This window comes from Pseudomonas sp. YuFO8, from assembly GCF_035065025.1.
Lineage (GTDB): Bacteria > Pseudomonadota > Gammaproteobacteria > Pseudomonadales > Pseudomonadaceae > Aquipseudomonas > Aquipseudomonas putida_AE.
In genome coordinates, this window is sequence record NZ_JAXDEQ010000022.1 from 1 (window position 1) to 25,462 (window position 25,462).

Consider the following 25,462-nt stretch of genomic DNA (forward strand, 5'->3'; position numbering starts at 1 on the left):
CTCCTACAGGGATTTACGGGTGTGTGTTGAATTTGTGGTGTGACACAGATCTGTAGGAGCCGGCTTGCTGGCGATCAATGGTGGCCGTTATGCCGCCATCGCTGGCAAGCCACCTCCTACAGGGATTTGCGGGGTATGTTGAATTTGTGGTGTGACACAGATCTGTAGGAGCCGGCTTGCTGGCGATGCGATGGTGGCCGTTATGCCACCATCGCTGGCAAGCCAGCTCCTACAGGTTTCGCGCAGATAAGTTGAATTTGTGGCGTGACACCGATCTGTAGGAGCCGGCTTGCTGGCGATGCGATGGTGAAGCTGATGCCGCCATCGCTGGCAAGCCAGCTCCTACAGGGTTTGCGGGGTATGTTGAATTTGTGGCGTGACACCGATCTGTAGGAGCCGGCTTGCTGGCGATGCGATGGTGGCCGTTATGCCGCTATCGCTGGCAAGCCAGCTCCTACAGGGTTTGCGGGGTATGTTGAATTTGTGGCGCGACACTGATCTGTAGGAGCCGGCTTGCTGGCGATGCGATGGTGGCCGTTATGCCGCCATCGCTGCGATGCGGCGTCCCGACAAGCCCGTTCACCCTGTCAGATCACAAAAAATCCATGGGTGCCGTCGCGGGCCAATTGGTCGACCAGTCCGAACTCCCAGTCCAGATAGGCTTGCATCGCTTCGCGCGGGTTGTCGGTGCCTTCATAAGGACGGCGATAGCGGTCGATGCGCGGTGATGCCAGGCGGGTCTCGCCTTCTTCCAGGGGCAACTGGGCGGCGATCCAGGCGGCGGTGCCACCCTTGAGCAAAAACACCGCCTTGCCGGTCAACGCCTCGACTTCGGCCACCGCCAGTCGCGCCAACTGGCTGCTGCCGCAGGTCAGCACATAACGCTCGGCTGCGGGCACGTTGGCCAGCGCTTCTTTCAGTTGCCCACGCAATGCCCACCAGGCACCGGGGATATGGCGTTTGACGTAGTTGGCACTGGCGGTGAAATCCAGCAAGGCGGTATCACCGTGGGTCAGCCATTGGGCCAGGGTCTCGGTGCTGATTTCCTCGGCCTGTGGTGGCGTCGGAACGGGTGCCTGCCACGCGCCTTGTGCGCTGAAGTGAGCAGGGTTCAAATCATCCAGCACATGCACCTCCCAGCCCAGTTGCGCGAGCCAGGACGCCGACATGTTGGCGCGCACGCCATCGTCGTCCACCAGTACCAGGCGCGCGCCGCGCACGCTGGCGAAGTGATCGGTTTCCTGCACCAGTTGCCCGCCGGGAGTCGAGCGGGCGCCGGGCAGGTGGCCAGCTTCGAATTCCTCCGGGGTGCGCACGTCGAACAGGTAGGTGCTGCGGGTCGACTCCTGTTGCCAGCGTTGCAGGTCCGCCAATGTGGCGCGGCCGACCAGGGCCTGGTCGGCGACACGACGGGCATCGCGCGCCGCTGTTTGCCGATGCTCTTCACTGGTCGGGGCAAAGCGGCGCGACTGGCCGTGCTGCAGTTTCTGCCCGGCCAGGGTCCAGCCGATGGTGCCGTTGCGCAGGGCCGAAACCGGGTTGGCGATGCCGGCATTGATCAACGATTGCGTGCCGATGATGCTGCGGGTGCGTCCGGCGCAATTGACGATGATGCGCGTGGCCGGGTCCGGTGCCAGCTCACGGGCGCGCAGCACCAGCTCGGCTCCCGGTACGCTGATGCCGGTGGGGATGCTCATGGTCTGGTATTCATCAAAACGCCGGGCATCGAGCACCACCACGTCAGCTTCGCTGTCGAGCAACGCCTGGACTTCTTCGGCTGCCAGGGACGGCGTATGACGCTGGCTTTCCACCAGTTCGCCAAAGGCTTTGCTGGGCACGTTGACGTCGATGAACAACTCGCCGCCGGCGCGGCGCCAACCTTCCAGGCCGCCTTCGAGCAGGCTGACATCGAGGTAGCCCAGGTCCAGCAAGCGCTGTGCAGCGATGCTCGCCAGGCCCTCGCCATTGTCGTAGACGGTCACTTGGGTATCGCGCCGGGGAATCCGCGAGAACACCTCCAGTTCGAGTTTCGACAAGGGAATGTTGGCGGCGAACAATGGATGGGATTCGGCGAAGGGCGCTTCTTCGCGCACATCCAGCAGCGCCAGTTCTTCACGGTTCAGCAGGGCTTGGCGAATCTCGGCGAAAGAGCGGGTCGACAGGGTGCTCATAGGGCTTGGTTCTCTTTGGACAAATCCCAGATGTTGGGCAGGTAGGCGTTGGAATAACCGGAAATGAACAGCTTCTCGCTACCGTCGGGCTGATACACCGCGCGACGCACCGCACCGATGTTGGCGCCATACACATGGATGCTGATCGAGACCTGGTCGGCAAAGGCGTTGCTGACTTGATGGATGTCGCCGATCTTCGGCGACACGGCCTCGACCTGGCCTGGCCGCAACTGTACCCGGCCGCCATCGGCGATCAAGGCACCGTCGCCGTTGCGTTTGAAACCTTGTGAGTACTCCGCACCGCGCAGCATGCCGATCAGCCCCCAGACCCGATGGTCATGGATCGGCGTGCTTTGTCCCGGTCCCCAGACAAAACTGACGATGCTGAAACGCTGCCGTGAATCGGCATGCAGGAGGTATTGCTGATAGCGCTCCGGATCGGGGCGGGCAAACTCCTCGGGCAGCCAGTCGTCATGGCTGACCAATTGGCCGAGTAGCTTGCCGCCACGGTGCAACAGATCACCCTCGCGGGGGTTGCTGTCGATCAATTCCGCCAGGGCGCCTATGAATGCTCTGAGTCTCTCCGGGTGTCGGGCCTGGGTCATGGCGATTCCATCGTTCGTTGTGAAAGTGACCCTTTGATTTAAGCATAATGTTTTAGATCAATATGCGATTGTTTAATGATTAGGTTATAGCTGAATGTAATTTATAGAGTCTCCGTATAGCCCTTTGGCATAGCACCAGAAGCTATTGATCAGTGGCCCGGGGTGCGGCGGGCTATCCTTCTCATGGTGAAGGAACTATGCTTTTCAGACATCTTATTGACTGTTCTCTATGTGCGGGCCAAATGAAAATTGATGATATCGATGCCTTTGTCGAGGTGATTCGTTGCCAGTCCATCAGCCATGCCGCCGAGTCGTTGCAACTGACCCAGCCGGCCATCACACGGCGCGTTCAGAACTTTGAGCAGGCCCTGGGTGTGGAGTTGTTCGATCGCAATACCAAGCCGCTCAAGCCCACGCTGATTGGCACGCGGGTGTATGAACAGTGCCGCCTGATCCTGCGGGAAATGGATGCGCTGCGCGAACTGGTGGCCACCGACGCGCCACCGACCGGACTGCTGCGCCTGGGGGTGCCGCAGACCATCGGCGACGTGGTGTTACTCGACGCGCTCAAGCACCTGCGCAGCGAATACCCCGACCTGCGGGCCCAGGTGGCTACGGGCTGGGGCAGTCAATTGGTGGGCAGGATCGAGCGCGGTGAACTGGATGCCGCCGCGGCGCTGTTCCCGGCCGGCAAGATTTTCCCGGACAACATAATCGGTGAGTCGATTGGCAAGATGGAACTGGTGGTGGTCTGCGCCAAGGCCCAATTGCCCAAGCGCCCGAGCAAGCTGGCGGACGTCTACCAGAGTGGCTGGATACTCAATCCCGACGGCTGCGGTTTCCGCGCCGGCTTGCAACGCACCCTGTCGGACCAGGGCCTGGCCCTGCGCGTCAACCTGGAAACCTTCGGCACCGAATTGCAGCTGGGCCTGGTCGCCGACGGCCTCGGGTTGGGCCTGGTGCCGCGGCCATTACTGGAACGCAGCGTTCACCGCGATCAGTTGGCGGCCATGCCGCTCAAGGATTTCAAGCCGGTGATGGACCTGTGGCTGATCTATCCGCATTTTCTCGGCAACCTGCAGGGGCCGGTCGATGCCTTTGGCAAGCTGGTGGCCGGGTCGTTGCAGAAGATCAAGAGCGCGGCCTGAATGATTTTTGTAAGAGCAGCCGGTCGGCGCTCGAATGCTCGCGAAAAACCTGGGAGCACCGCGGGGTGTCAGGCTGCCCGCGTCATCGTTGACCTCCATCGCGAGCAAGCTCGCTCCTACAGTAGGTCTTATACCGCCGCGAGAGATTGGTTGGCTGTCAGGACGCCATCGCCGGCAGGCCGGGTCTCGTGTTCGGGCTTGCTGACAGCCACCGTCGAACCGACAATTGATGATGTGATGCGAACCGACAGGCGTTGATCGCCTGGGGAGGTTTCAAATGAATCACTCATCGCAAACCATCCTGCAAAACCGCGCGGCTGCCGGGCGACGCCTGGTGGAGCCGCTACTCCAGTACGCCCACAAACCCGATGTGATCATCCTGGCCTTGCCCCGGGGCGGGGTGCCGGTGGCCTATGAAGTGGCCACCGTGCTCGGCGTGCGCCTGGACCTGCTGCTGGTGCGCAAGCTCGGTGTTCCGTCCCATCCGGAGTACGCCATGGGCGCCATTGCCAGTGGCGGTATTGAAATTCGCAATGAGCAGGCGTTGCGGGCGCACCCCATTGACAAGGCGGCGTTCGAGGCCGTGGTCGCCCGGGAAACCCGGGAGCTGTTGCGCCGTCAGCAGGTCTACCGTGGCACGCGGGCGCCGGTGCAACTCAAGGATCAGGTGGTGATCCTGATCGACGACGGGTTGGCGACAGGGGCCTCGATGCTGGCGGCGGTGCAGGCGGTACGGCTGCAGGAACCGACGCGCATCGTGGTGGCGGTGCCGGTGGCACCGGTGGAAACGGCAGAGGCGTTGCGCAGGGAAGTGGATGAGGTGATCTGCCCGATCATGCCTGATTGGTTCATGTCGATCGGGCATTGGTACATGGATTTTTCCCAGACCTCGGATAAAGAGGTCATCGATCTGTTGCAACGGGCGTGGCGGCAAGAGGAAAGTTGATGGTTGCCACCACCGCAACAGCGAAGTCGGAAGTGGAGGCGGTCGGACTGTCATGAGAGGGCTGTTCAAGCCCGGCCCTTGCGGTGGAACAAACGGTGATTCTTTGCTTAAGTCCATCTGTTGGTGGCCTGATCGACAGCACCCGGAGAACCCAATGACTCAGCGATTTGCGCGCTCCGCCATGCTGACTGCCGCTCTCATGTTCGGGATTGTTCACGGCGCCCGAGCCGTCGAATACACCGACGTCAACCCCACGGCCAGCACCATCAGCTTCACGTACAACCAGATGGGGTCGCGGGTGTACGGCACGTTCAGCAAGTTCGAGGGCACCCTCGATTTCGATACGACTCATCCCGAAGCTGCCCACGCCACATTGTCCATCGACCTCGATAGCATCGATGCCGGCAGCAGCGACGCCAACGAGGAACTGAAAAAGTCGCCCTGGTTCGATACGGCCACTTTTCCGGTGGCGACGTTTGAGTCGACGGGCGTCAAGGACCTGGGCAATAACCGCTATCAGATCACCGGTCACCTCACGCTCAGGGGGATTACACGCGAGGTGGTCGCGCCGGTGCTCCTCAAGTCGGAAAATGAAATCGGCATATTCGATGGTGAGCTGACGCTTGAACGGGATAATTTCAAGATAGGCGAGGGCGAATGGGCGGATAGCGTCGTCTCCAACGAAATCAATATCCGCTTTCGCATGGTTGCGCCGCAGCGTTGATTTTCTGCGACCGGTTGGTGGATGGTCCTGTCGTTGGGTTTAAGCATTATTCCAAAACAGCCTGACGCTTTCTTGAGCCGCAAATGCCGGGTTTGTTGCCCGCATCTATAGTGTTTTGTCGGTGTTGCCCGAATCTTGCAAACCTGTATCTGAAGGTGGCTCAAATGAGTCGTATAGGGAAAGTGTTACTTAACTTTGACAGACAGTTTGATGTAGATGACAAGAAGAAGCTGCGTGACGGTTTGTCAGCGGTTCTACAGATTGGTCAGACGCTTTGGCTTGCCAATGATGAAACGCTGAGCCTGGAATGTCTTACCTTCAAGAGCGAGCCGGCCGGTGGAGAACTCGTTTACGAAGGCCATCGACAATTCTCACTGGACACATTACTCGACCTGCCTGCGCCACCGGCATCAGCGCAAAAGTTCGAAGAGGCCGATATCGAAGGGCTGGCCTACGACGAGGCTGGAGAGTACCTGTGGTTGATCGGTTCCCACAGCCTCAAGCGCAAGCAACCGGAAGCCGGAAAAAAACCAGGCCAGAACATCGAACGCCTGAGCAATGTGAGCAGCGATGGAAACCGTTATTTGTTGGCCCGTATTCCTGTGGTGAAAGAAGACGGCGTACTGAAACTTGTGCGCTCGACCTCGGACTTGCAGAAAACAGCCGCACAACTAAGCGGCGATCAGACGTGGAATGCGCTGACCAAAGCGCTCAAACATGATGAACATCTGGGTAATTTTTTTGCGATTCCCGGCAAGGACAACGGGTTCGACATCGAGGGCCTGGCCATCGCCGGCAAGCGTCTTTTCATTGGCTTGCGTGGCCCGGTGTTAAGAGGATGGGCAGTCATTCTTGAAATCGAACCACAAGTGTCCGAGGACGATAGCCACATTCTGAAACTGGCGAAAATCGGTGAGGATTGTCATCTGTATCACAAGCATTTTCTCCAGCTGGACGGCCTGGGCATACGCGATCTGTGCGTGGATGGGAACGATCTGTTGATTCTCGCCGGACCCACCATGGACCTCGACGGCCCGGTGACGGTCAGTCGCTGGGTAAATGGCGTGCGCACTTGCGGGGACAGCGTTGTATTCAGAGAGGGGCTTTCGAAGGTGCTGGATGTTCCCTTTGGTCAACGCGGCGACCATGCGGAAGGAATGACGCTTTTCACTCCCGCCGATGGCCGCGCAGCGCAGTTGCTTGTGGTGTACGACACCCCGATCGGGCGTGGAAAAGACGGCAGCGTCGAGGGGGATCTTTTCGATCTTTAGGCACGTTGTATTTCAGTCCAGAGAATTGGACGCTGGCAAGTTCCGTTGACTTATACGCGCCCGGTCCACCTTGCATGAACCGGGCGCCCATCAATACCCTATCAATGCGCCACGATCGGCACCGTAACGGCCTGCCCGAACGTCGAGCGTACGGTCACGGTCGCGCCTGGTGTTGGCCCGGCGCCAGTGGTGCTGACCGAGATCCTCCAGCGCGCTCCGGTGCCGGTTGGGGTGAGGATCGCATTACCCAGGTTGAGCGGCCCGGCAGTGGTGGTGACGGTGGCCGTCAGCGTGTTGCCCGTACCTTTCGACGTGGTCCCGGCCAGGTCCCAGGTGTAGCGGTTGTTGCTGCGCACGCTGACGGTGGCACTGGTGATCACCAGCTCTTCATTGACCGCAGGTTTTGGCGTCACCGCCACGGACACCATCGCCGGTTCCGACACCGCATTCTTCGCGTCGCTGGCCTGGTAGGCGAAGGCCGCGGTGAAGGGGGCGGGGATGCTGGCCGGCGGCGTGTAGATCACGCGCACGCCGTCGGTGCTGACCGAGCCCTGGCCGGAGTCCGGTTGGGCCAGGCCCACCACTTTGAGCGGCAGGTTGCCGTCCGGGTCGGTGTCGTTGGCCAGCACGTTGATGGTCACCGGCTGGCCGTTGCTGCTGCTGGCGCTGTCAGGGTTGGCGACGGGTTTCTGGTTCTGGTCTTCATTGTCGTCACCGTTGCCGTCACCATTGCCTGGGGTACGGAAGGTCGGCAGGGCGGCGGAGTTGACGTAGGTGACACCGTCCCAGCCGGGCAGCGGGGTCGGCATCAACTGGAACTGCCCCGGATGCTCGATATCCCAGCGCAACAGCATTGACGTGTCCTCGTGCTGGGTGTTGTGGCAGTGCTCCATGTAGGTCCCGGCGAACTCGCGGAAGTGGATGGCCATTTCCACGTCCACCGAACTGTCGATGCCTTCACCGATGCGATACACATCCTTGCGCGCCCATTTTTCCCATTCCGGTGGCGCCTTGCCGTCGCGGCTGAGGACGATGCCTTCTTCGAAATGCACGTGCACCGGGTGGTTCCAGCCGTTGCCGCCGTTCTTGATTTTCCACACTTCCAGCGTACCGTCGCCACCGTAGCCGCCATCGGTCGGGCCGGTGGACAGTTGCGCTGCTGCACTGATGCGCCGCGAGTCCATGTCGTAGCCGAAACCGCCGTCGGTCTTGATCGTCCACGGGGCTTCGTCGGTGCCGTCGGAGCGGCCGAAAATGAACTCGCGATGCCGGGCCGCCTTGACTTTGACCATGTCGGCGGCGTTGTCGCGATCGAGGGTCAGCGGGATCATTTTCTTGCCCGCCGCTTTACCGGGTTTGGCCGGTTCATAATCGGCAGGGTTCATGCTCACATCCTGGCCGGTGTAGGGCTGCACGATCATTTGCATGAACTTGCCCACCACCGGGTCGCCCTTGTCCCACTCCGGCCCTTTGCTGCCCTGCTTGATCACCGCCTTGTACTTCTCGGACAGCACGTCGGCCAGGCTCAGGCCGTTCTTTTCCGGACCCTTGCCGGTCTTGTGTTCCATCAGGTTGACGAAGTACAGCTTGTCGCCGGTCTTGATCCCGTTTTTCGCAAAGTTGACGATGATGTCGAAGCGCTCGGCGATGCCCTGGGTCGGCAGGATGGCGTTGTGGTTCTGTTTGTCTCCATCGCCATCCAGGTCCATGCTGCCGTCGAACGGCACGGCGTGTTCCATGAGGTTGCCGTCGTTGCCGATCAGGTGGAACGGCACCCGGCTGTAGGACACCCCGGAACCGGACGGCCCGGGAAACTCGCCGCCGTTGCCGGCGATTTCACGCACCAGGGCGATCCTGAAATAGCGCGATACCGAGCCGTTGAGGATGCGGAAGCGATAGCTGCGTGCGCGCACTTTCAGGCGTGGCTCGTATTGCCAGTTGACCAGGATCTGATCGCCGAGAAAGCCGTCGGTGTTGAACGGGTTGAACCACAACTGGCCGTTGGCGTCCCAGGCCTTGTCGGCGACCACCAGGTTGACGTCGTAGTCGCGGTTGCCCCAGGGCAGGGCCGAGCCGCTGGGCAGGCGCAGGTTGACGCCATCTTCGATGGCCTCGTTACCGCGATCCAGGGCGCTGTAGTAGTTCATCATCACCGCGTTGCCCTTGTAGACGTTCTGCGCGGTGAAATCGAGCATGTGGTCGTGGAACCAGTGGGTGCTCATGGTTTCGCGCCAGTCGCCACGGATCTTGATCGTGCCGTTTTCGCAGGTCTTGAGGCCGGGGCTGGCGTCGTTGACGAACAGCTTCTCGCCCGGTGCGCAAGGGAACGCCGCGCGCGGGTCCTGGGCGTTGGTGTTGATGGTGTCATAGCCGGCCAGCTGCAGCGGCCAACGATAGTCGTAGTACTGCCCCGGAAAGAAAAACGCATTGGTGTAGCCGTCGCTTTCGGCCGGGGAGTGGCCGTTGTGTTCGTGGGTGCTGATGGTGTGCAGGCCGAAACCCATGTTGGCCGCAGGGTCGATCGGCAGGCCGTTGTAGTGACGCATCAGCACCGGTTGGCCATAGCGGACCATCAGCAGTTTGACTGGAAAGGTGCCGTCGAAGGTCCACAGCGCATTGTGATTCTGCAGCGGAAAATTCGGGTGGAAGCGCGTATCGATGCCTTTGGTAGTGCCCGTGGTGGTGGGGATGTCCGAGGTCTGGTAGTAGAGTCCACCGGGGCCGAATTCACCGACGGCGTAATTGTGCAATTGCCGGCGGTCGCGCATGCCGGTGTTGATCCGCGCGCCCACTTGCACGGTCTTGTACGCGACCTGCGGGTAGAACTCGTTCCAGCGCTGGTGCGACCAGCCTTTTCCCGGTGGCCGCCCCTCGGCTGGCGAACCTACGGGTTGGCGGTTGAGGAAGGTTTCGATCTGCGCCTTCCACGGGTTGCGGTCCAGTACGTTGGAGTACTGCGACGGAAACGGGAACAGGCCAGGCTGGCGCATGAACGCATCCAGCGCCGAACCCGACGGAGCGCTGCGCGCAACAATGTTCGGGTCTTGCGCGGGGGCCGGGCCGACCGTGGGGACGGGGAAGGTCAGGGGCGGGGCCGGGATCGTCGGGTCGATTTTTTCCGTGCCGAATTCCTCGAACAGCAGCAATTGCTGAGTGAACGGCAGGGCCCCGTACAGGGGACTGGGTTTGCCGTTGGTGGGGTAGTTGAACGAGGTCTGCAAACTCGGCGGCAGCACATTGTCGGCACGGGGTGTGTTGCGATCGCCGTAGGCGCCGTTGGGCAGGGCCAGTGCGCCCTGATTGGTCTCGGGCATGGTTTTCAGGGCATCGAGCGCTGCGGCGGCGGCAATCGGATCGGCGGGCGCAGTGTAGTAGGCCGAAGGGTCGGTCGGTGGCGGCTGGCTTTCATCGTCCATGGGGGCCGCGCTGACGGTGGCGAGGCTGGCGGTGATCAGCATTACGGAGGCCACACTGGACCTGCGTATGTAGTTCAAGGAACGGAATGCGGGTGGTGCGTTTTTCATTTGGTTTCCCCTTGCACGTGCCAATTTGGCGAAACCCGCCGTCCCCGAGTTGGGGATGACTGCTGCGGTGCAAGGGGCTGGTGCAACAGATGGGCCATGTCAAAATCGGGAATAAAAAATGTGATTAATTAATAAGTTGTTACAGATTGTTTCATTGGCGCATCAGTCAGCGGTGGGTGCAGTTCCTCATATGCGGGGAAAATTCCCTTATTTCATTGGGTTACTTTCACCAATCACGGGTGCTCTTGCCAAAATGTGTCGGCTTGGAAGAAAATGAGAGTCATTATCAAATAAATTTTGTGTCGGGCTTTCTCCATGTCCTCTGTCGATCTCTCGCTGCAACAGGCCGTGCATACGCTTTACGAGGACCATCACGGTTGGTTGTGTGGCTGGCTGCGTAAACGGCTCGGCTGCCACCACCATGCGGCGGATCTGGCCCAGGACACCTTCATTCGCGTGCTGACCCAACGCAAGTCCTTCGAGCTGCGCGAGCCTCGCGCATACTTGAGCACCATTGCCCGCAGCCTGATGATCGACATGTTCCGCCGTCGCGCGGTGGAGCAGGCCTATCTGGACACCCTGGCCAACCTCCCGGAGCCGGTGGCGTTGTCCCCGGAAACCCGCTCGCTGATCATCGAGACCCTGATGGAAATCGACCGGCTTCTCGATGGCCTGGGCGAGCGGACCCGGGAGATTTTCCTGCTGGCCCAGCTCGATGGCCTGAGCTATGTCGAGATCGGTCGGCGCCTGGATGTCTCGGTAACCACGGTCAAGAAGCACGCGGTGCGCGCCCTGACGCACTGCCTGTTGCTGATCGAGGACTGAGCCGTGGCCCGTGTGCAACCGCTGGATTACGCCACCCTCGAAGCCGCCGCGCGCTGGTACGTCGATTTGCGTGGCGAGGTACCGGACGAAGCCCTGCGTGAGGCGCATCGCCGTTGGCTGGAGCGTGATCCACGGCATCTGCAGGCGTGGGAACGCCTTGCGCGCCTGCAGGACAAACTCGAACAAGTCACCCCCGGCATCGCGCGCCCGATCTTGGCCAGTGCCCGCGCCAAACGCCGCGATGTGCTCAAGGTCCTGTCGATTCTGCTGATGGCGGGCGGGGCGGGGACCCTGGCGTGGAACACCACGCCCTTGCCAACGCTGATGGCCGACCAGCGCACCGGCACCGGTGAACGCCGTCGGCTGCGGCTGGACGATGGCACGCAACTGCAACTGAACACGGCGACCGCGGTGGACATCCGCTACAACGACAACCTGCGTGAAATCCGCTTGCTCGAAGGTGAGATCTTCATCGAAACGGCGCGGGACGAGCGCGCGCGGCCCTTCCTGGTACACACCGCCGAAGGCAGCATTCGCGCCTTGGGCACCCGTTTTGTCGTGCGCCGCGAAGCGGACCTGACGCAGGTCAGCGTGCAGGAGCATGCGGTCGAGGTGCGCTCGGCCAACGTGCCGGGCACCGCCGTACGGGTCGACGCCGGCCAGCAAGTGAGTTTGCGCCAGGACGCCATCGAACCCGTGCAACGGGCCACCCCTCAGGCCGACGCCTGGACCCGCGACATGCTGGTGGTCAACGACTGGCGCCTGGGTGAGTTTATCCGGGAGCTGCAGCGTTATCGCCCAGGCCATCTGGGCTGTGATCCGGCGGTCGCTGCGCTGCGCATCTCCGGGGCTTTCCATCTGGCCAGCAGCGACACCATCCTCGAGAACCTGACCTCGACCCTGCCCGTACGCATTCGTCGATTCAGCCGTTACTGGACGCGGGTGGAGCCGGTTTGAGGATTTCCCGAAAAAAAATCTGCTCAGGGGTTACTGATTTCGATTCTCGTTCGACTTAGGTGTTAGAGGCGCACACAGACGCCGCCATTCACTGCCAACGGGCGAAAGGAAATTGCATGACCCCTCGTGATCCCCAACTCCGCATTTGTTCCGCCAAGCCATCCGTCAGACCCTTGACCCGCGCCGTGCATGCTGCACTGCTCGGGATGGCGCTGGTCTTTCCGTTGGGCATGACGATGGTTGCACCCGCTGCCTGGGCGCAAACCGATGTCGAAACCGAGTTCGACATTCCGGCGGGTCCTTTGGGTTCGGCCTTGACCCAATTCGCCGGCACGGCCGGGGTGACCGTTTCCTTCGAGCCAAGCGCTGCCAACGGCCAGCAAACCTCGGGACTGCGCGGGCGCTACAGCGTTGACGCCGGCCTGCGCCAGTTGCTCGCCGGGAGCAGGCTCGAAGCCGTGCGCCACGACAATGGCAGCTATTCCTTGTTGCCGATCGTTGCCTCAGGCGCGGCCATGCAGTTGGGCGCCACCAGCATTTCCGGAGTTGCCGTGGAATCGGCCTACGGCCCGGTGGACGGCTATGTCGCCACCCGCAGCGCCACCGGCACCAAGACCGATACGCCGATCCTGGAAATTCCGCAGACCATCAACGTGGTCACCGCCGACCAGGTGGAAGCCCAGGGCGCGCGCAACCTGACACAGGCGCTGCGCTACACGCCGGGGGTGAACACCGGTGGTTTTACTGACCGCAACTCGATTGCCGACGAGATCACCAGCCGTGGTTTCGCGCCGACGCCGCTGTACCTCGATGGCGCCTACATCCCGTACGCCGGCAGCCTCGGTGGCGCCCCGCAAATCGATCCCTACACCCTGGAGCGCATCGAAGTGCTCAAGGGGCCGTCGTCGGTCCTTTACGGGCAGAACCAGCCGGGCGGCCTGATCAACATGGTCTCCAAGCGCCCGACCACCGAGCAGCGCAGCCAGGTCAAGCTGGGGGCGGGCAGTTACAGCCGGGTCAACGGTGCCTTCGACACCAGCGGTCCGCTCGATGATCAGAAGCAGTTCACCTATCGCCTGATCGGTGTGGCCGACAAAGGCAACGAAATGGTCGAGCACAACGAAAGTGAGCGCATGCTGCTGGCGCCGAGCCTGACGTGGGCGCCGACTGAAGACACTTTCCTGACCTTGCTGGCGCAGGTCCAGCGCGATGACGGCGTACCCGATTATCAGTCGCTGCCGAGGATCGGCTCGCTCGACCGTGGTCCGAACGGCGAACGCATCGACCGCGATTTTTTCTCCGGCGACACCAACTTCAATGACTACAAACGTGACCAGTACATCTTCGGCTACGACTTCAGCCACAACCTCAGCGACGACCTGAAATACCGCTCCACGGCGCGCTACACCGACGTACGCGACCGCTACAAGGGTTTCTACCTGCGCAGCTTCGTCACCGATGACGCCGGCGTGACCGATTACACCCGGGCCTACCGCACCAAGCTCGACTGGCGCCAGCACAACATCGCCTACACCGTCGATAACAACCTGGAATACAAATTCAACACTGGCGCCCTGGAGCACACCACGCTCGCTGGCGTGGACTACCGGCACTTCAACCGCAAATACGACGGCTACAACGCCTACAACGTGTTGCCGGTGAACCTGTACGGCAAGAACAATTTCGACACCAGCAGCGTCACCCCGGTACTCGACACTAAATGGGATAACACTCTGCGCCAGACGGGTGTGTACCTGCAGGACCAGATCAAGCTGGACAAGTGGATTCTCACCATCGGCGGTCGCCAGGACTGGGCGGAGATCGACAACAAGGATGTGTTGGCCTCGACCCACGAATCCAAGCGCGATAACAAGTTCACCGGGCGGGTGGGCCTGACCTACGTCACCGATTTCGGCCTGGCACCCTATGTCAGCTACTCCGAGTCGTTCCTGCCCACCCTGGGCACGGCCGCACCCCAGCGCGGCGGCAAGTCCTTCGAGCCGACCGAGGGCCAGCAGTACGAAGTGGGCGTGAAGTACCAGCCGTTCGAGAAGACGCTGATCACCGCTTCGGTGTACGAGATCAAGCAGAAAAATGTCCTGACCGGCGACGATGATTATCCGGACTACATGTCCCAGAGCGGTGAAGTGCGCTCGCGCGGCGTCGAGCTGGAAGTCAAATCCAGCCTCGACAACATCGACGTCATGGCCGCCGCCAGCTACATGGACTCGTTCTACACCAAGGACACCTGGGGCAACGAGGACAACCGCAACGAAGCCCAGTCGCCGGTATCGGCCTCGATGTGGGTCGACTATCACTTCACCCAGGCCAGCCTCAACGGCCTGACCTTCGGTGCGGGCGCGCGCTACACCGGGCGCAAACCGGGGGATGCGGCCAACTCGTTCGATGTGCCGTCCTACGTCGTCTATGACGCTACCGTCAGCTACGACATGGGCAAGCTGGACCCGAGCCTGCGTGGTTTGCAGACCCGGGTGAACGTGCAGAATATCTTCGACCGTGAATACGTGTCGGACTGCAACTACGCGTTCGGTTGCTATTACGGGCAGGAGCGGGTGGCTTCGGTCGAGATGACTTACGACTGGTAATCACGCCAGGATCAAAAGATCGCAGCCTTCGGCAGCTCCTACAGTTGGAATGCGTACACCCTGTAGGAGCTGCCGAAGGCTGCGATCTTTTGCATTTCTGCGCTCAAATCATCGCCGGCATTTTATCCAGCATCTTGTCCAGGGTAATCGGGTACTCGCGCACCCGGATCCCGGTGGCGTTGTACACCGCGTTGGCGATGGCCGCACTGACGCCACAGATACCCAGCTCACCAACACCCTTGGCTTTCATCGGCGAGGAAATCGGGTCGGTTTCATCGAGGAAAATCACCTCCTGGTGAGGGATGTCGGCATGCACCGGCACCTCGTAGCCGGCCAGGTCGTGATTGACGAAAAAGCCCAGGCGCTTGTCCACCACCAGGTCTTCCATCAGCGCCGCGCCGACCCCCATGGTCATCGCGCCAATGACCTGGCTGCGGGCCGAAGTCGGGTTGAGAATGCGCCCGGCGGCGCACACCGCCAGCATCCGGCGCACGCGGGTTTCCCCGGTGGCACTGTCGACTGCGACTTCGACAAAATGCGCGCCGAAGGTCGATTGCTGGTACTTCTTGTCCAGCTCGCCAAATTCGATGCTGTCCTCGGCGACGATTTCGCCGGCCTGCGCCGCACTGCGCAATGGCATGCTTTTGCCGCCAGCCCGTACCTCGCCACCGACGAATTCAGCCTCTTGGGCGTTCACACCGAGGCGTTGCGCAACGGCCTCACGCAGTTTGACGCAGGCGGCATACACCCCCGCCGTCGAGCAGTTGCCGCCGAACTGGCCACCCGAGCCTGCCGAGACCGGAAAGCTCGAATCGCCCAGGTGCACCACCACCTTGTCGAGGCCGACGCCGAGCATTTCCGCCGCCGTCTGCGCGATGATCGTGTAGCTGCCGGTGCCGATATCGGTCATGTCGGTTTCCACGGTCACGGTGCCCTGGTCATCCAGGCGGACACGGGCGCCGGACTTCACCAGCAGGTTATTGCGAAAGGCCACGGCGACGCCCATGCCGATCAGCCAACGGCCTTCGCGCTTTGTGGCCGGTTGCGCAGGCCGTTGGTTCCAGCCAAAACGATCGGCCCCGGTGCGCAGGCATTCGACCAGATGGCGCTGGGAAAACGGCCGCTCCGGTTTCGTCGGATCGACCTGGGTGTCATTGATGATGCGAAACTCGATGGGGTCGAGTTTCAGCTTTTCCGCCATCTCGTCCATGGCAATTTCCAGCGCCATCATGCCTGGCGTTTCACCCGGCGCGCGCATGGCGTTGCCTTCCGGCAGGTCGAGCGTCGACAGGCGCATGGTGACCCGGCGGTTTTCCCCGGCGTACAACAATTTGCTCGGTTGCGCGGCCAGTTCCACCTTGCCGCCGGGCAGGTCGCCGGACCAGCCTTCGTGGGCCATCGCGGTGATCTTGCCGTCGCTGCCGGCGCCGATGCGGATGCGTTGAATGGTCGCCGGGCGGTGCGTGCAATTGTTGAAGATCTGCGGCCGGGCCAGCGCCACTTTCACCGGCCTGCCGGCCATGCGCGCACCCAGGGCGGCAAGGACCGCGTCGGCACGGATGAACAATTTGCCGCCGAAGCCGCCGCCGATGTAGGGCGAAATCAGATGCACGTTTTTCTTGGGGATGCCGAGGGTGGTGGCGAGGTCCGTGACCGACCAATCGATCATCTGGTTCGAGGTCCACAAGGTCAGTCGGTCGCCGTCCCAGGCGGCCATCGACGCCATGGGCTCCATCATCGCGTGGGCCTGGTCGGGCGTGGTGTAGGTGGCGTCGAGTTGCACCGGTGCCGCCGCGAAGGCCGTTTCGAAATCCCCGTGCAGGGTGTCCGCCATCTGGTCCTTGGGTTCCACCGCCGAGCCGCGGGCGCTGGCGAGATCGAACGCGCCTTCGGTGGTTGAGTAGGTGATGTCCACCCGTTCCGCGGCGGCGCGCGCCTGTTCGAAGGTGTCCGCCACCACCAGCGCCACTGCCTGATGGTAGTGCTGGATCTCCGGCCCGCCGAGCAGCTTGGCGGTGTTGTATTTGCCTTTGCCGAGCTTGCCGGCATTGGCGGCGGTGACGATGGCGATCACTCCCGGTGCCGATTGAGCCGCTTCCAGGTTCATTGAAGCAATGCGCCCCTTGGCAATGGCCGAACCGACCACCACGCCATAGGCCTGGTTCGGCGCGACGTCGTGGTGTTCGTAGGCGTAGGGCGCCTGCCCGGTGGTTTTCAGCGGGCCTTCGATGCGGGGCGTGGGCTGGCCGATGACCTTGCCTTGGTCGATGGGGTTGGTGGTGGCCGGGGTTTCGAATTTCATGCCTGGGCCCTCGCTTGTGCCATCACCGAGGCGAGCGTGCGCTCGACCAGCGTCAGTTTGAAGGTGTTTTCAGGGGTGGGTGTGGCGCCGTCCAGCAGCTGTTCGCTGAACGCTTTGGCGCCTTTGGCCATGGCTGCTTCAGCGCTTTCCACGCGCCACGGTTTGTGCGCGACGCCGCCGAGGGCTACGCGGCCGGAACCGTCCTGCTGGACCACCGCGGCCACCGAGACCAGGGCGAATGCGTAGGAGGCGCGGTCACGGACTTTCTGATAGAGGTGCGTGCCGCCCAGCGGCGCTGGCAAGGTCACGGCAGTGATCAGCTCGTGGGCCGCCAGGGTGGTTTCGATGTTCGGTGTATTACCGGGCAAGCGATGCAGGTCGGCGATGGCGATCACCCGGGTCGTGCCGTCGGGGCGAACCGTCTCGACCTGGGCATCGAGCACACGCATGGCCACGGCCATGTCGCTGGGATGGGTGGCAATGCAGGCGTCGCTGACACCGATGATGCCCAGCTGCCGACTGAAGCCGCCGATGGCCGCGCAGCCACTGCCGGGCTGGCGCTTGTTGCAGGCTTGATGGGTGTCATAGAAGTACGGGCAGCGCGTGCGTTGCAGCAGGTTGCCGGCGGTCGTGGCCATGTTGCGCAACTGGCCGGAGGCGCCGGCGAGGAGGGCGCGGGACAGCACGCCATAATCCTTGCGGATGCGTGCATCGGCGGCGAGGTCGGTGTTGCGCACCAGCGCGCCGATCCGCAAGCCGCCTTGCGGCGTGGTTTCGATGCGGTCCAGGGCCAGGTCATTGACGTCGATCAGTTGCGACGGCGTCTCGATGTCCAGCTTCATCAGGTCCAGCAGGTTGGTGCCGCCGGCGATGAAGCGCGAGCCATCGACCTGGGCGGCGAGCGAGGCGGCTTCGGCCGGCGACTTGGCGCGTAGATAGGTAAAGGGCCTCATGCGCTGGCCTCCGCGACTTCGGTGATCGCTTCGATGATGTTGGAGTACGCACCGCAGCGGCAGATGTTGCCGCTCATGCGTTCCTGGAGTTCGCTGGCGATCAGCCTGGGTGGTTCGGTTAGGTTCGGGCTTACGTGACTGGGAATGCCGTCGCGGATTTCCCCCAGCACCGCGACCGCCGAGCAGATCTGCCCCGGCGTGCAGTAACCGCATTGATAGCCGTCATGCTTGATGAACGCCGCCTGCATCGGATGCAGCTTGTCCGGCGTGCCGAGCCCTTCAATGGTGGTGACCTTCGCGCCTTCGTGCATCACGGCCAGGGTCAGGCAGGAATTGATCCGCCGGCCGTCGACGATCACTGTGCAGGCACCGCACTGGCCGTGGTCGCAACCCTTCTTGGTGCCAGTGAGCTGCAGGTGTTCGCGCAACAGGTCGAGCAGGGTGGTGCGGGCGTCGAGTTCCATCACCTGCTGTGTCCCGTTGACCCAGATCGACACTTTGCTCTTGACCGGCAGCGCGGCATTGGCGGCCGCTGCCTGTGCAGATATGAACGGTGGCAGGATCACGGCCGCTGCTGTCACCACGCCCACGATCAGCAGTTCTCGTCGGGAAATCGTCATCACGTCGAGCATCGTTGCGCTTCCTATGGTTGATTGGCGATAACAGCCCTCATCCATTGACTGACCCTGGTGCCAAGGGAAATGTTCATGCGGATTTCGGCTATAGACTCATGTGTGTGGCTCATGAATCGATCAAGGCAGGCTCCGGCGCGGTATGATAGGCAGCCGCGCCCATTCTCCGGAGTCAGCCCCCGCAATGCCCCAGATCACCCACTACAAAACCCCGTGCCCGGAGTCGGTCAACAGTCAGATCCTGCAGCTGGTGGTCGACAACCTGACCGACATCAGCATGGTCGCCATCGCGCCGAGCAACCTGTTGTACAACATCTACCAGTACGCGATCGGCTACGAGGTGCACCTGTATCTGGAGGCTTTGAACGGGGCGAAAGGGATGGCGGTGGAGTTGATCGTTGCCACCGATCTGGACGATCCGGACAAGGTCGTCGGTTTCCTGCTGTACCTGCCGGTCAAGGACGATCCCGACGCCTGCAGCGTGGCCTATATGGCCGTGGATGCCGGCCATCGGCGCCAAGGCATTGCGCGCCGGATGCTGCGCGAGATGGTCGGCCGCTACCCGCATGCCGAGCTGGCCTGCGCCGTGGCCAAGGTTCCATATTTCGAGTCGATGGGTTTTCAGGTGGTCGGTGCGCGCAGTACGCAAGTGCTGATGAACACCCGCGACCACGGCAGCGACGGTTTGAGGGCGCTGCTTGATGTGGCGCCGATCTACAGCTCGCTGGAGGTGCGGCAGATTCATACCTACCTGCTGCAAAAGCACGGCAAGCGCCCAATGCTCGATGCGGAAAAACAGCGTGACCGGCACCTGGACCAATTGACGCGCAAGGCCAGCGAGTTCGTCCGCGAACGGTTGGGATAACAGGTTCAACTGTAGGAGCGAGCTTGCTCGCGAAAAACCTGAGCACGCCGCGGGGTGTCAGGCTTCCAGCGTTATCGTTAACGATCATCGCGAGCAAGCTCGCTCCTACAGGGGGCTGCGTGATGCTCAGGGCAGCTTCACATTCATGGTGATCCGTGCCGTGAACACCTTCTTGCCTTCCACATCGTGAATGTCCACCAGCACGATCTTGTCGCCTTCGCTGGTCCAGTCCACCGCCTCGCCGTCAGCCACCGCCGTCACATCGCTTTTGGCCTTGGCCAGGTATTCGACCGTCATGCCCTTGGGAATCCAGCGCGCACCCGCCGGGATTGACACGTCGGTCATCATCCCTGCCGCCAGTTCGGCCGCATTGCACATCGCGATCGCGTGCACGGTGCCCAGGTGGTTGGTGATTTCCTTGACGAATGGCACCTGCACGATGGCCGAACCTTTGCGCAAATCGGTAACCAGCGGATTGATGGTGCTGAAGTACGGCGCCACCTGGCAGGCCATCTGGCTGAAGGCTTGCGGGCCGGCACTGTTGAACAGGCTGAGGAACTGACTCATGGGGTTGAAGCCTCACTGCGGGGTTGATTAACGGAATGATGTTCCGTTACAGAATAATGTTCTGTGACGGAACAGTATTCTGTCGACGGGAAATCTGTCAACCTAGCGCCAGCCTCAACCGTTGATTTTTTTGGACCGCATCCCGCATGGAAACTGCCGATTTACTCGAACGCTGCTACCCCGGCCGCCGCGCCGAACTCAAGCGCGACATCTTCAGAAAGGCCCTCCAACTGTTCAACGAGCAGGGCATCGAGGCCACTACCATCGAGATGATCCGGGCCGAATGCGATACCAGCGTCGGCGCGATCTACCACCACTTCGGCAATAAAGAAGGCCTGGTGGCGGCGCTGTTTTTCACCGCGCTGGACGATCAAGCCAAGCTGCGAGATAGCTACCTGGCCCACGCCCAAACCACCCAGGCGGGTGTGCACGCGTTGGTGCACAGCTACGTCGACTGGGTCGATAACCAGCCGGAATGGGCGCGTTTCCAGTATCACGCGCGATTTGCCGTCACCAAGGGACCGTTCAAGGACGAACTGGTCGCGCGCAACAAGGCGCGCAACAAGCTGCTGTTCGAGTGGCTGGGGGCTTCGGCGCGGGTCGACGTGTTGCGCGGTTATCCGCCGGAGTTACTGCCGTCATTGATCATCGGCCAGGCCGAGAGCTACTGCCGCGCCTGGTTGTCGGGCCGGGCCAAAGGCAGTCCGAAGGCGTACCGCGATCTGTTGGCGGACTCGGCGTGGCGTTCGATTGCCACCCAGGATCACTGACGCCCCCCTGTAGGAGCGAGCTTGCTCGCGAAAAACTCGAGCACGCCGCGGGGCATCAGACTCATAGCGTTATCGTTAACGACCATCGCGAGCAGGCTCGCTCCCACAGAGGATTTGCGGTGGGATTTTGAATGCACAAAGCCCGGCCAAATGCCGGGCTTTTTCATGTCGTTTTTTCGCGCAGTTAAAAAAGAGCCTCAAAGCTCTTTGATGGGGAGAAGTGGAGCCATTGAGGCTCAAGATGCGCATGAAGCAGGCGGTGAGCTTGATAGGGGTTCAGTGCACTCACCACCTACGCAACGGCTTGGACAAGCAAGCGGCTGCGCAACTCCATCGTAGGAAGATGGGGGTTGCGCCTCAAGTACCGCTAGTCGAATCCCCCCACAACTGTCAGCTTCGGCGATTGCGCTCCCCCGGCCAACCGGCCTGATTCAGGGCCTTGAGCAGGGTTTCAGCATCCAGCCCCGGCACCGCGTGGCCGTTACCTTCGGTCGTTTCGGCGGCGAGCAGGGCGTTGATGATGGCTTCTTCAACGGCTTCGGTGGCCGCCAGGAACAATTCGCTGATGTGATCGTTGTTGACCATGCTCAGGTTGTCGCAGGTCGGCGCTTTTTTGCTCTCGTACGCCGCCGGTGGTACGTGCTGATTGCCGGTGGCGAACGCGATGAAGATGTCACCGCTGTGGTCTTCATTGCCGCCGCCGGTACGGGCCAGGCCGAGGCTGGCGCGCTGGGCCAGGCGCGTGCATTGGTGCGGCAGCAACGGTGCATCGGTGGCCAGGCAGACCACGATCGAGCCCATGCCCGGATGCGGCAGCGACGCCTTGAGAAACGGTGAGTCGACCTGCTCCATGTAGCGCCCGACCGGGTAGCCATCGACGCGCAACTCATTGCGGATACCATGATTGGCCTGCACGATCGCGCCCACCGTCCAGCCGCCCTGGGCACTGCTCATGCGTCGCGAAGCGGTGCCGATGCCGCCCTTGAACTCATGGCAGATCATACCGCTGCCACCGCCGACATTGCCTTCGGCTACCGGTCCGCCCACTGCCGTGCGCAGTGCTTCGGCCACATGCTCGACCTTGACGTGAAAGCCGTTGATGTCATTGAGCAAGCCATCGAAAGTCTCCAGCACCACAGGCATGTTCCAGTAAAGCCGCCCGTCGTCCGGTTGCTGCTCACGGTCGAGCACGATCAAGGCATCGCGCACCACGCCCAGGCTGTGGGTGTTGGTGAAGGCGATCGGGCTGGTCAACAGGCCCGCCTCGCGAATCCACTCCAGGCCCGTGGCGTCACCATTGCCGTTGAGCACATGGACACCAGCGAAGCACGGCTGCTGGCTGGTGGAACCGGCACGGGGTTCGATCACGGTGACGCCGGTGACGATGTCGCGACCCTTGGCGCTGCGACCTCGGACATTGCTGTGGCCGACGCGCACGCCGGGTACATCGGTGATGGCGTTGAGGGGGCCGGGTTGCAGTTGGCCGAACTGGATGTTGAGGTCGCGGGCACGTGGTTTCATCGGTTTTCTCATCTTCAAATTCATGGAGGAAAAAAGTGGACGCAGACCCTGTGGGAGCGGGCTTGCTCGCGAAGGCGGCGTGTCAGTCGACATCTTCTTTGCCTGATGCACCGCCTTCGCGAGCAAGCCCGCTCCCACAAGGGGAATGCGGTGGGCCTACTGGCCGTTCTTGACCTTGCTCCAGATCCGCGTACGCACCCGTTCGGTCGCCGGCGGCAAGGGCTGCAGGGTGAACAAGGTCGCCAGGGCCTCGGCCGACGGGTAAACCGCAGGATTGGTCCGTGTCGCCTCGGCTACCAAGGCTTTCGCGTTGCGGTTGCCGTTGGGGTAGTTGAGGTGATTGCTGACCGGGGCGATGACCTCGGCGCGCATCAGGTAGTCGATGAAGGCCAGGCCCTGTTCGGGGTGCGGGGCGTCCTTGAGCAATACCAGCGTGTCGAACCACACCGGCGCGCCTTCCTTGGGCAGGCTGTAGGCGATCTTCACGCCATTGCCGGCCTGCTCGGCGGTGGCCTTGGCTTCGAGCATCGCGCCGGACCAACCGACGGCGACGCAAATGTTGCCGTTGGACAGGTCACTGATGAACTTCGACGAATTGAAGTAAGCGATATGCGGGCGCAACTTCAGCAGCAGCGCTTCGGCCTTCCTGTAGTCCTCAGGGTTGGTGCTGTTCGGCGGCAGGCCCAGGTAATGCAGGGCGACTGGCAGCATTTCCGATGGCGAGTCGAGCATCGCCACGCCGCATTCGCCGAGCTTGGCCAGGTTCTCTTCCTTGAACACCAGGTCCCAGGAATCCACCGGCGCCTTGTCGCCCAGCGCAGCGCGCACTTTGTCGACGTTATAGCCGATTCCGTTGGTGCCCCACAGGTACGGCACGGCGTACTGGTTACCCGGATCGTTGTTGGCCAGTTTCGCCAGCAGATCGCTGTCCATGTTCTGAAAATCCGGCATCTGCGCGTGGGGCAAAGGGGCGAGGGCGCCCGCCTTGATCAGGGTCGGCAAACTGAAGTTGCTGGCCACCACCACGTCGTAGCCGCTGCGGCTGGTCAGCAGTTTGCCTTCGAGGACTTCGGCGCTGTCGAAGGTGTCGTAGACCGGCTGGATACCGGTGTCGCGCTTGAAGTCATGCAGGGTGGTCGGGCCGATGTAGTCATACCAGTTGTACACGTGCACGGTCGGGCTTTCGGCCGCCACCGCAGTCAGCGACACCGCCAGGCAGGCGCCAAGCCCCAGATTGAAATACGAGCGGTGACCACTCATGATGCGGCACTCCTGGCCTGCTGCAGGCCGGTGATAATCAGGAGTTTGCAGCGTATCGACCGGGGTGGTCGTTACCCATTCCCATCATGGGTTACTCGAAAGGGGTAGTGCGTGGACGCGTTGTTGAAAGAGTTGCCGCTGCACCAGGGGCTGGCGCGAATGTTTGCCGCGGTGGGCCAGGACGGATTCTGGCGCGCGCTGGTCGACACCCTGCGCCTGCTGGTGCCGCTGGATAACGCGCTGGTGGCAGTCATGCAGGCCGGTCGAGTACCCAGGTTGCTGATCGATTTCGACTCCCGCGACAGTGCCCACGAGCATGAGGAACTGGCTGACTACAGCGCCGGCATGTACCTGCTCGACCCGTTTTACCTGGCCGTCTGCGCCGGCATCGCCGATGGCTTGCACAGCCTCGATTCCGTGGCACCCGACCAGTTCCAGCAGAGCGAGTACTACCTGAGCTACTTCCGCACGGTGGTGGGTGGCGACGAATTGCAGTTCATGCTCAACCTCGACGGCGCCGTCCTCGGTCTGTCCCTGGGCCGCTCGACCCGCTTCACCCTGGAAGAACAGGGCCGCTTGCTGTGCGTGCGCGACTGGGTGCTGGCGGCGATGCGCCGGCACCTGCAATTGTTACCACCAGAAGGCCCCGCTGCCGAAGCGGTAGCCGGGGACCTGGCGAGCTTGCTCGACCGCTTCGATGCGCGCCTGACGATGCGCGAAATCGAAACCGCGCGCCTGATTCTCCAGGGCTTCTCCAGCAAGGCCATTGCCCAGCAGATGGGCATTTCCCCGGAAACGGTGAAAGTGCACCGGCGCAATCTCTATCACAAGCTCAATGTGAACGGGCACGGTGAGTTGTTTGCGTTGGTGCTTAATCCGCCAGGGTAAACACCAACGCCTTCAACCCGCACTCGACATCGGCGTCGGGAAACTCTGGCGGGTTGTCCAGGCGTTGCTCGAACCGCAGGCTCGGCGCTTCACGGGTCACACCGTCGATGAGGAAATCCGCACCAAAGGCGGGGTCGTTCATACAGGCCAGCACCGAGCCCTCGGGGCTGAGCAGTTCCGGCAGGCGACGCAGTACCCGCTGGTAGTCCTTGGTCAGCAGGAAGCTGCCTTTCTGGAACGACGGCGGGTCGATGATCACCAGGTCGTATGGGCCCTTGCCGATGACCTTGCCCCAGGACTTGAACAGGTCGTGGCCGAGAAAGGTCACCTTGCCCAGGTCATGCCCGTTGAGCCGGTGATTGTCGCGGCCTCGGCTCAGGGCCGGGCTCGACATGTCCAGGTTGACCACATGGGTCGCGCCGCCCTCGATGGCCGCCACCGAAAAACCGCAGGTGTAGGCGAACAGGTTCAGCACCCGTTTGCCTTGGGCGTTGGCCCGCACCCAGTCGCGGCCGTAGCGCATGTCGAGGAATAGCCCGGTGTTCTGTTTGCGCCCCAGGTCCACTCGATATTTCAGCCCGCCCTCGGTGATGGTCATTTCCTCGATGACGTCCCCGAGTAGCCATTCGGTGGTGCTTTGCAGCAGGTAGCGATGTTGCAGCAGCAGGGTGTGGGCGCCGGATTGCGTCCATGCCGCTGACTGCGTGAGCTCCAGCAACAGCGCTTTCAACGCCTCCAGCTGCGCCGTTTCCGGCTCCTTGAACAGCGCCACCAGCACCACGCCCTGCAACCAGTCGACGGTCACTTGCTCCAGCCCCGGCCAGCAGCGGCCACGCCCGTGGAACAGACGTCGGGTTTCGGCGGGGGCGGCTGCCAGGGCGGTCAGCAAATGTTCGCGGAGGGTGGCGAGGGCTTCAGGGTTCATCG

Annotated in this window: 21 protein-coding genes and 1 pseudogene; 10 read left to right on the plus strand and 12 right to left on the minus strand. The window is 62.0% G+C overall.

The window, feature by feature from the left end; all coding sequences use genetic code 11:
* Positions 1 to 587: 587 nt before the first annotated feature.
* Both SOP95_RS19425 and SOP95_RS19430 read right to left on the minus strand, forming a co-directional pair.
* Positions 588 to 2,171: a rhodanese-related sulfurtransferase gene (locus tag SOP95_RS19425; RefSeq protein WP_323607999.1), complete on the minus strand. Its 1,584-nt coding sequence runs from the start codon at positions 2,169 to 2,171 to the stop codon at positions 588 to 590.
* Positions 2,168 to 2,776, minus strand: a complete 609-nt coding sequence (locus SOP95_RS19430) for a cysteine dioxygenase (protein ID WP_323608000.1) — start codon at positions 2,774 to 2,776, stop codon at positions 2,168 to 2,170. The genes SOP95_RS19425 and SOP95_RS19430 overlap by 4 nt, the downstream gene beginning before the upstream one ends.
* Before the next feature lie 242 nt (positions 2,777 to 3,018).
* Between SOP95_RS19430 and SOP95_RS19435 the strand changes: the two genes are divergently transcribed.
* Positions 3,019 to 3,924: a LysR family transcriptional regulator gene (locus SOP95_RS19435; protein ID WP_323608001.1), complete on the plus strand. Its 906-nt coding sequence runs from the start codon at positions 3,019 to 3,021 to the stop codon at positions 3,922 to 3,924.
* Positions 3,925 to 4,052: 128 nt separating this feature from the next.
* On the opposite strand, the gene SOP95_RS19440 is transcribed toward SOP95_RS19435, so the two are convergent.
* On the minus strand, positions 4,053 to 4,214 hold the full coding sequence (locus tag SOP95_RS19440) for a hypothetical protein (RefSeq protein WP_274077928.1): 162 nt from the start codon (positions 4,212 to 4,214) through the stop codon (positions 4,053 to 4,055).
* On the opposite strand from SOP95_RS19440, the gene SOP95_RS19445 reads away from it, so the two are divergent.
* From SOP95_RS19445 to SOP95_RS19455, 3 genes are all read left to right on the plus strand, one after another.
* Complete coding sequence (locus SOP95_RS19445; protein WP_274077927.1) at positions 4,202 to 4,870, plus strand: phosphoribosyltransferase; 669 nt, start codon at positions 4,202 to 4,204, stop codon at positions 4,868 to 4,870. The genes SOP95_RS19440 and SOP95_RS19445 overlap by 13 nt on opposite strands.
* Before the next feature lie 154 nt (positions 4,871 to 5,024).
* Entirely contained in the window at positions 5,025 to 5,594 is a 570-nt protein-coding gene (locus SOP95_RS19450) for a YceI family protein (RefSeq protein ID WP_323608002.1), read from the plus strand.
* Positions 5,595 to 5,758: 164 nt separating this feature from the next.
* A complete protein-coding gene (locus tag SOP95_RS19455; RefSeq protein WP_323608003.1) occupies positions 5,759 to 6,865 on the plus strand; it encodes a DUF3616 domain-containing protein in 1,107 nt (368 codons plus the stop codon).
* Between the two features lie 101 nt (positions 6,866 to 6,966).
* Here the strand turns inward: SOP95_RS19455 and SOP95_RS19460 are convergent, their stop codons facing one another.
* Positions 6,967 to 10,389, minus strand: a complete 3,423-nt coding sequence (locus SOP95_RS19460; protein WP_323608004.1) for an Ig-like domain-containing protein — start codon at positions 10,387 to 10,389, stop codon at positions 6,967 to 6,969.
* Positions 10,390 to 10,704: 315 nt separating this feature from the next.
* On the opposite strand from SOP95_RS19460, the gene SOP95_RS19465 reads away from it, so the two are divergent.
* The 3 genes from SOP95_RS19465 (at position 10,705) to SOP95_RS19475 (ending at position 14,777) form a co-directional block, all read left to right on the plus strand.
* Positions 10,705 to 11,214 carry a sigma-70 family RNA polymerase sigma factor gene (locus tag SOP95_RS19465; RefSeq protein WP_323608005.1) on the plus strand — a complete coding sequence of 170 codons (510 nt, stop codon included), beginning with the start codon at positions 10,705 to 10,707 and terminating at the stop codon, positions 11,212 to 11,214.
* Positions 11,215 to 11,217: 3 nt separating this feature from the next.
* Complete coding sequence (locus SOP95_RS19470) at positions 11,218 to 12,171, plus strand: FecR domain-containing protein (RefSeq protein WP_323608006.1); 954 nt, start codon at positions 11,218 to 11,220, stop codon at positions 12,169 to 12,171.
* A 116-nt stretch (positions 12,172 to 12,287) separates the two neighbouring features.
* Entirely contained in the window at positions 12,288 to 14,777 is a 2,490-nt protein-coding gene (locus tag SOP95_RS19475; protein WP_323608007.1) for a TonB-dependent siderophore receptor, read from the plus strand.
* Positions 14,778 to 14,880: 103 nt separating this feature from the next.
* Here SOP95_RS19475 and paoC read toward each other — a convergent pair whose 3' ends face one another.
* The 3 genes from paoC to paoA are packed head-to-tail and all read right to left on the minus strand — an operon-like array spanning position 14,881 to position 18,652.
* Complete coding sequence (gene paoC, locus SOP95_RS19480) at positions 14,881 to 17,079, minus strand: aldehyde oxidoreductase molybdenum-binding subunit PaoC (protein WP_274077921.1); 2,199 nt, start codon at positions 17,077 to 17,079, stop codon at positions 14,881 to 14,883.
* Positions 17,076 to 18,032: an FAD binding domain-containing protein gene (locus SOP95_RS19485; protein ID WP_323608008.1), complete on the minus strand. Its 957-nt coding sequence runs from the start codon at positions 18,030 to 18,032 to the stop codon at positions 17,076 to 17,078. The genes paoC and SOP95_RS19485 overlap by 4 nt, the downstream gene beginning before the upstream one ends.
* Complete coding sequence (gene paoA / locus SOP95_RS19490; RefSeq protein WP_323608063.1) at positions 18,029 to 18,652, minus strand: aldehyde dehydrogenase iron-sulfur subunit PaoA; 624 nt, start codon at positions 18,650 to 18,652, stop codon at positions 18,029 to 18,031. Before paoA ends, SOP95_RS19485 begins: the two co-directional genes overlap by 4 nt.
* Before the next feature lie 196 nt (positions 18,653 to 18,848).
* Here paoA and SOP95_RS19495 point away from each other — a divergent pair, with 196 nt between their 5' ends.
* Entirely contained in the window at positions 18,849 to 19,529 is a 681-nt protein-coding gene (locus SOP95_RS19495) for a GNAT family N-acetyltransferase (protein ID WP_323608009.1), read from the plus strand.
* Here SOP95_RS19495 and SOP95_RS19500 read toward each other — a convergent pair.
* Together SOP95_RS19500 and SOP95_RS19505 are read right to left on the minus strand one after the other, a co-directional pair.
* Positions 19,510 to 19,617: pseudogene (locus tag SOP95_RS19500) on the minus strand (outer membrane lipoprotein carrier protein LolA); the annotation flags it as partial. The gene SOP95_RS19495 and the pseudogene SOP95_RS19500 sit on opposite strands and share 20 nt — an antisense overlap.
* Before the next feature lie 38 nt (positions 19,618 to 19,655).
* The gene (locus SOP95_RS19505; RefSeq protein WP_323608010.1) at positions 19,656 to 20,096 is read right to left on the minus strand and encodes a hotdog fold domain-containing protein; all 441 of its coding nucleotides are present in this window, start codon (positions 20,094 to 20,096) and stop codon (positions 19,656 to 19,658) included.
* A 146-nt stretch (positions 20,097 to 20,242) separates the two neighbouring features.
* On the opposite strand from SOP95_RS19505, the gene SOP95_RS19510 reads away from it, so the two are divergent.
* On the plus strand, positions 20,243 to 20,866 hold the full coding sequence (locus SOP95_RS19510; protein ID WP_323608011.1) for a TetR/AcrR family transcriptional regulator: 624 nt from the start codon (positions 20,243 to 20,245) through the stop codon (positions 20,864 to 20,866).
* A gap of 390 nt (positions 20,867 to 21,256) precedes the next feature.
* On the opposite strand, the gene SOP95_RS19515 is transcribed toward SOP95_RS19510, so the two are convergent.
* Together SOP95_RS19515 and SOP95_RS19520 are read right to left on the minus strand one after the other, a co-directional pair.
* A complete protein-coding gene (locus tag SOP95_RS19515; protein ID WP_323608012.1) occupies positions 21,257 to 22,387 on the minus strand; it encodes a DmpA family aminopeptidase in 1,131 nt (376 codons plus the stop codon).
* Between the two features lie 156 nt (positions 22,388 to 22,543).
* The gene (locus SOP95_RS19520) at positions 22,544 to 23,647 is read right to left on the minus strand and encodes a polyamine ABC transporter substrate-binding protein (protein ID WP_323608013.1); all 1,104 of its coding nucleotides are present in this window, start codon (positions 23,645 to 23,647) and stop codon (positions 22,544 to 22,546) included.
* 111 nt (positions 23,648 to 23,758) lie between these two features.
* Between SOP95_RS19520 and SOP95_RS19525 the strand changes: the two genes are divergently transcribed.
* Positions 23,759 to 24,535, plus strand: coding sequence for a helix-turn-helix transcriptional regulator (locus SOP95_RS19525; protein ID WP_323608014.1), 777 nt, complete (start codon positions 23,759 to 23,761; stop codon positions 24,533 to 24,535).
* On the opposite strand, the gene SOP95_RS19530 is transcribed toward SOP95_RS19525, so the two are convergent.
* Positions 24,519 to 25,460: a class I SAM-dependent methyltransferase gene (locus SOP95_RS19530; protein ID WP_323608015.1), complete on the minus strand. Its 942-nt coding sequence runs from the start codon at positions 25,458 to 25,460 to the stop codon at positions 24,519 to 24,521. The genes SOP95_RS19525 and SOP95_RS19530 overlap by 17 nt on opposite strands.
* Between the last annotated feature and the right edge of the window lie 2 nt (positions 25,461 to 25,462).

Bases quoted from the DNA above. Each gene is read 5' to 3' on its own strand.
- SOP95_RS19425 (WP_323607999.1), bottom strand. From the start codon at position 2,171: ATGAGCACCCTGTCGACCCGCTCTTTCGCCGAGATTCGCCAAGCCCTG.
- SOP95_RS19430 (WP_323608000.1), bottom strand. From the start codon at position 2,776: ATGACCCAGGCCCGACACCCGGAGAGACTCAGAGCATTCATAGGCGCC.
- SOP95_RS19435 (WP_323608001.1), top strand. From the start codon at position 3,019: ATGAAAATTGATGATATCGATGCCTTTGTCGAGGTGATTCGTTGCCAG.
- SOP95_RS19445 (WP_274077927.1), top strand. From the start codon at position 4,202: ATGAATCACTCATCGCAAACCATCCTGCAAAACCGCGCGGCTGCCGGG.
- SOP95_RS19440 (WP_274077928.1), bottom strand. From the start codon at position 4,214: ATGAGTGATTCATTTGAAACCTCCCCAGGCGATCAACGCCTGTCGGTT.
- SOP95_RS19450 (WP_323608002.1), top strand. From the start codon at position 5,025: ATGACTCAGCGATTTGCGCGCTCCGCCATGCTGACTGCCGCTCTCATG.
- SOP95_RS19455 (WP_323608003.1), top strand. From the start codon at position 5,759: ATGAGTCGTATAGGGAAAGTGTTACTTAACTTTGACAGACAGTTTGAT.
- SOP95_RS19460 (WP_323608004.1), bottom strand. From the start codon at position 10,389: ATGAAAAACGCACCACCCGCATTCCGTTCCTTGAACTACATACGCAGG.
- SOP95_RS19465 (WP_323608005.1), top strand. From the start codon at position 10,705: ATGTCCTCTGTCGATCTCTCGCTGCAACAGGCCGTGCATACGCTTTAC.
- SOP95_RS19475 (WP_323608007.1), top strand. From the start codon at position 12,288: ATGACCCCTCGTGATCCCCAACTCCGCATTTGTTCCGCCAAGCCATCC.
- paoC (WP_274077921.1), bottom strand. From the start codon at position 17,079: ATGAAATTCGAAACCCCGGCCACCACCAACCCCATCGACCAAGGCAAG.
- SOP95_RS19485 (WP_323608008.1), bottom strand. From the start codon at position 18,032: ATGAGGCCCTTTACCTATCTACGCGCCAAGTCGCCGGCCGAAGCCGCC.
- paoA (WP_323608063.1), bottom strand. From the start codon at position 18,652: ATGACGATTTCCCGACGAGAACTGCTGATCGTGGGCGTGGTGACAGCA.
- SOP95_RS19495 (WP_323608009.1), top strand. From the start codon at position 18,849: ATGCCCCAGATCACCCACTACAAAACCCCGTGCCCGGAGTCGGTCAAC.
- SOP95_RS19505 (WP_323608010.1), bottom strand. From the start codon at position 20,096: ATGAGTCAGTTCCTCAGCCTGTTCAACAGTGCCGGCCCGCAAGCCTTC.
- SOP95_RS19510 (WP_323608011.1), top strand. From the start codon at position 20,243: ATGGAAACTGCCGATTTACTCGAACGCTGCTACCCCGGCCGCCGCGCC.
- SOP95_RS19515 (WP_323608012.1), bottom strand. From the start codon at position 22,387: ATGAAACCACGTGCCCGCGACCTCAACATCCAGTTCGGCCAACTGCAA.
- SOP95_RS19520 (WP_323608013.1), bottom strand. From the start codon at position 23,647: ATGAGTGGTCACCGCTCGTATTTCAATCTGGGGCTTGGCGCCTGCCTG.
- SOP95_RS19530 (WP_323608015.1), bottom strand. From the start codon at position 25,460: ATGAACCCTGAAGCCCTCGCCACCCTCCGCGAACATTTGCTGACCGCC.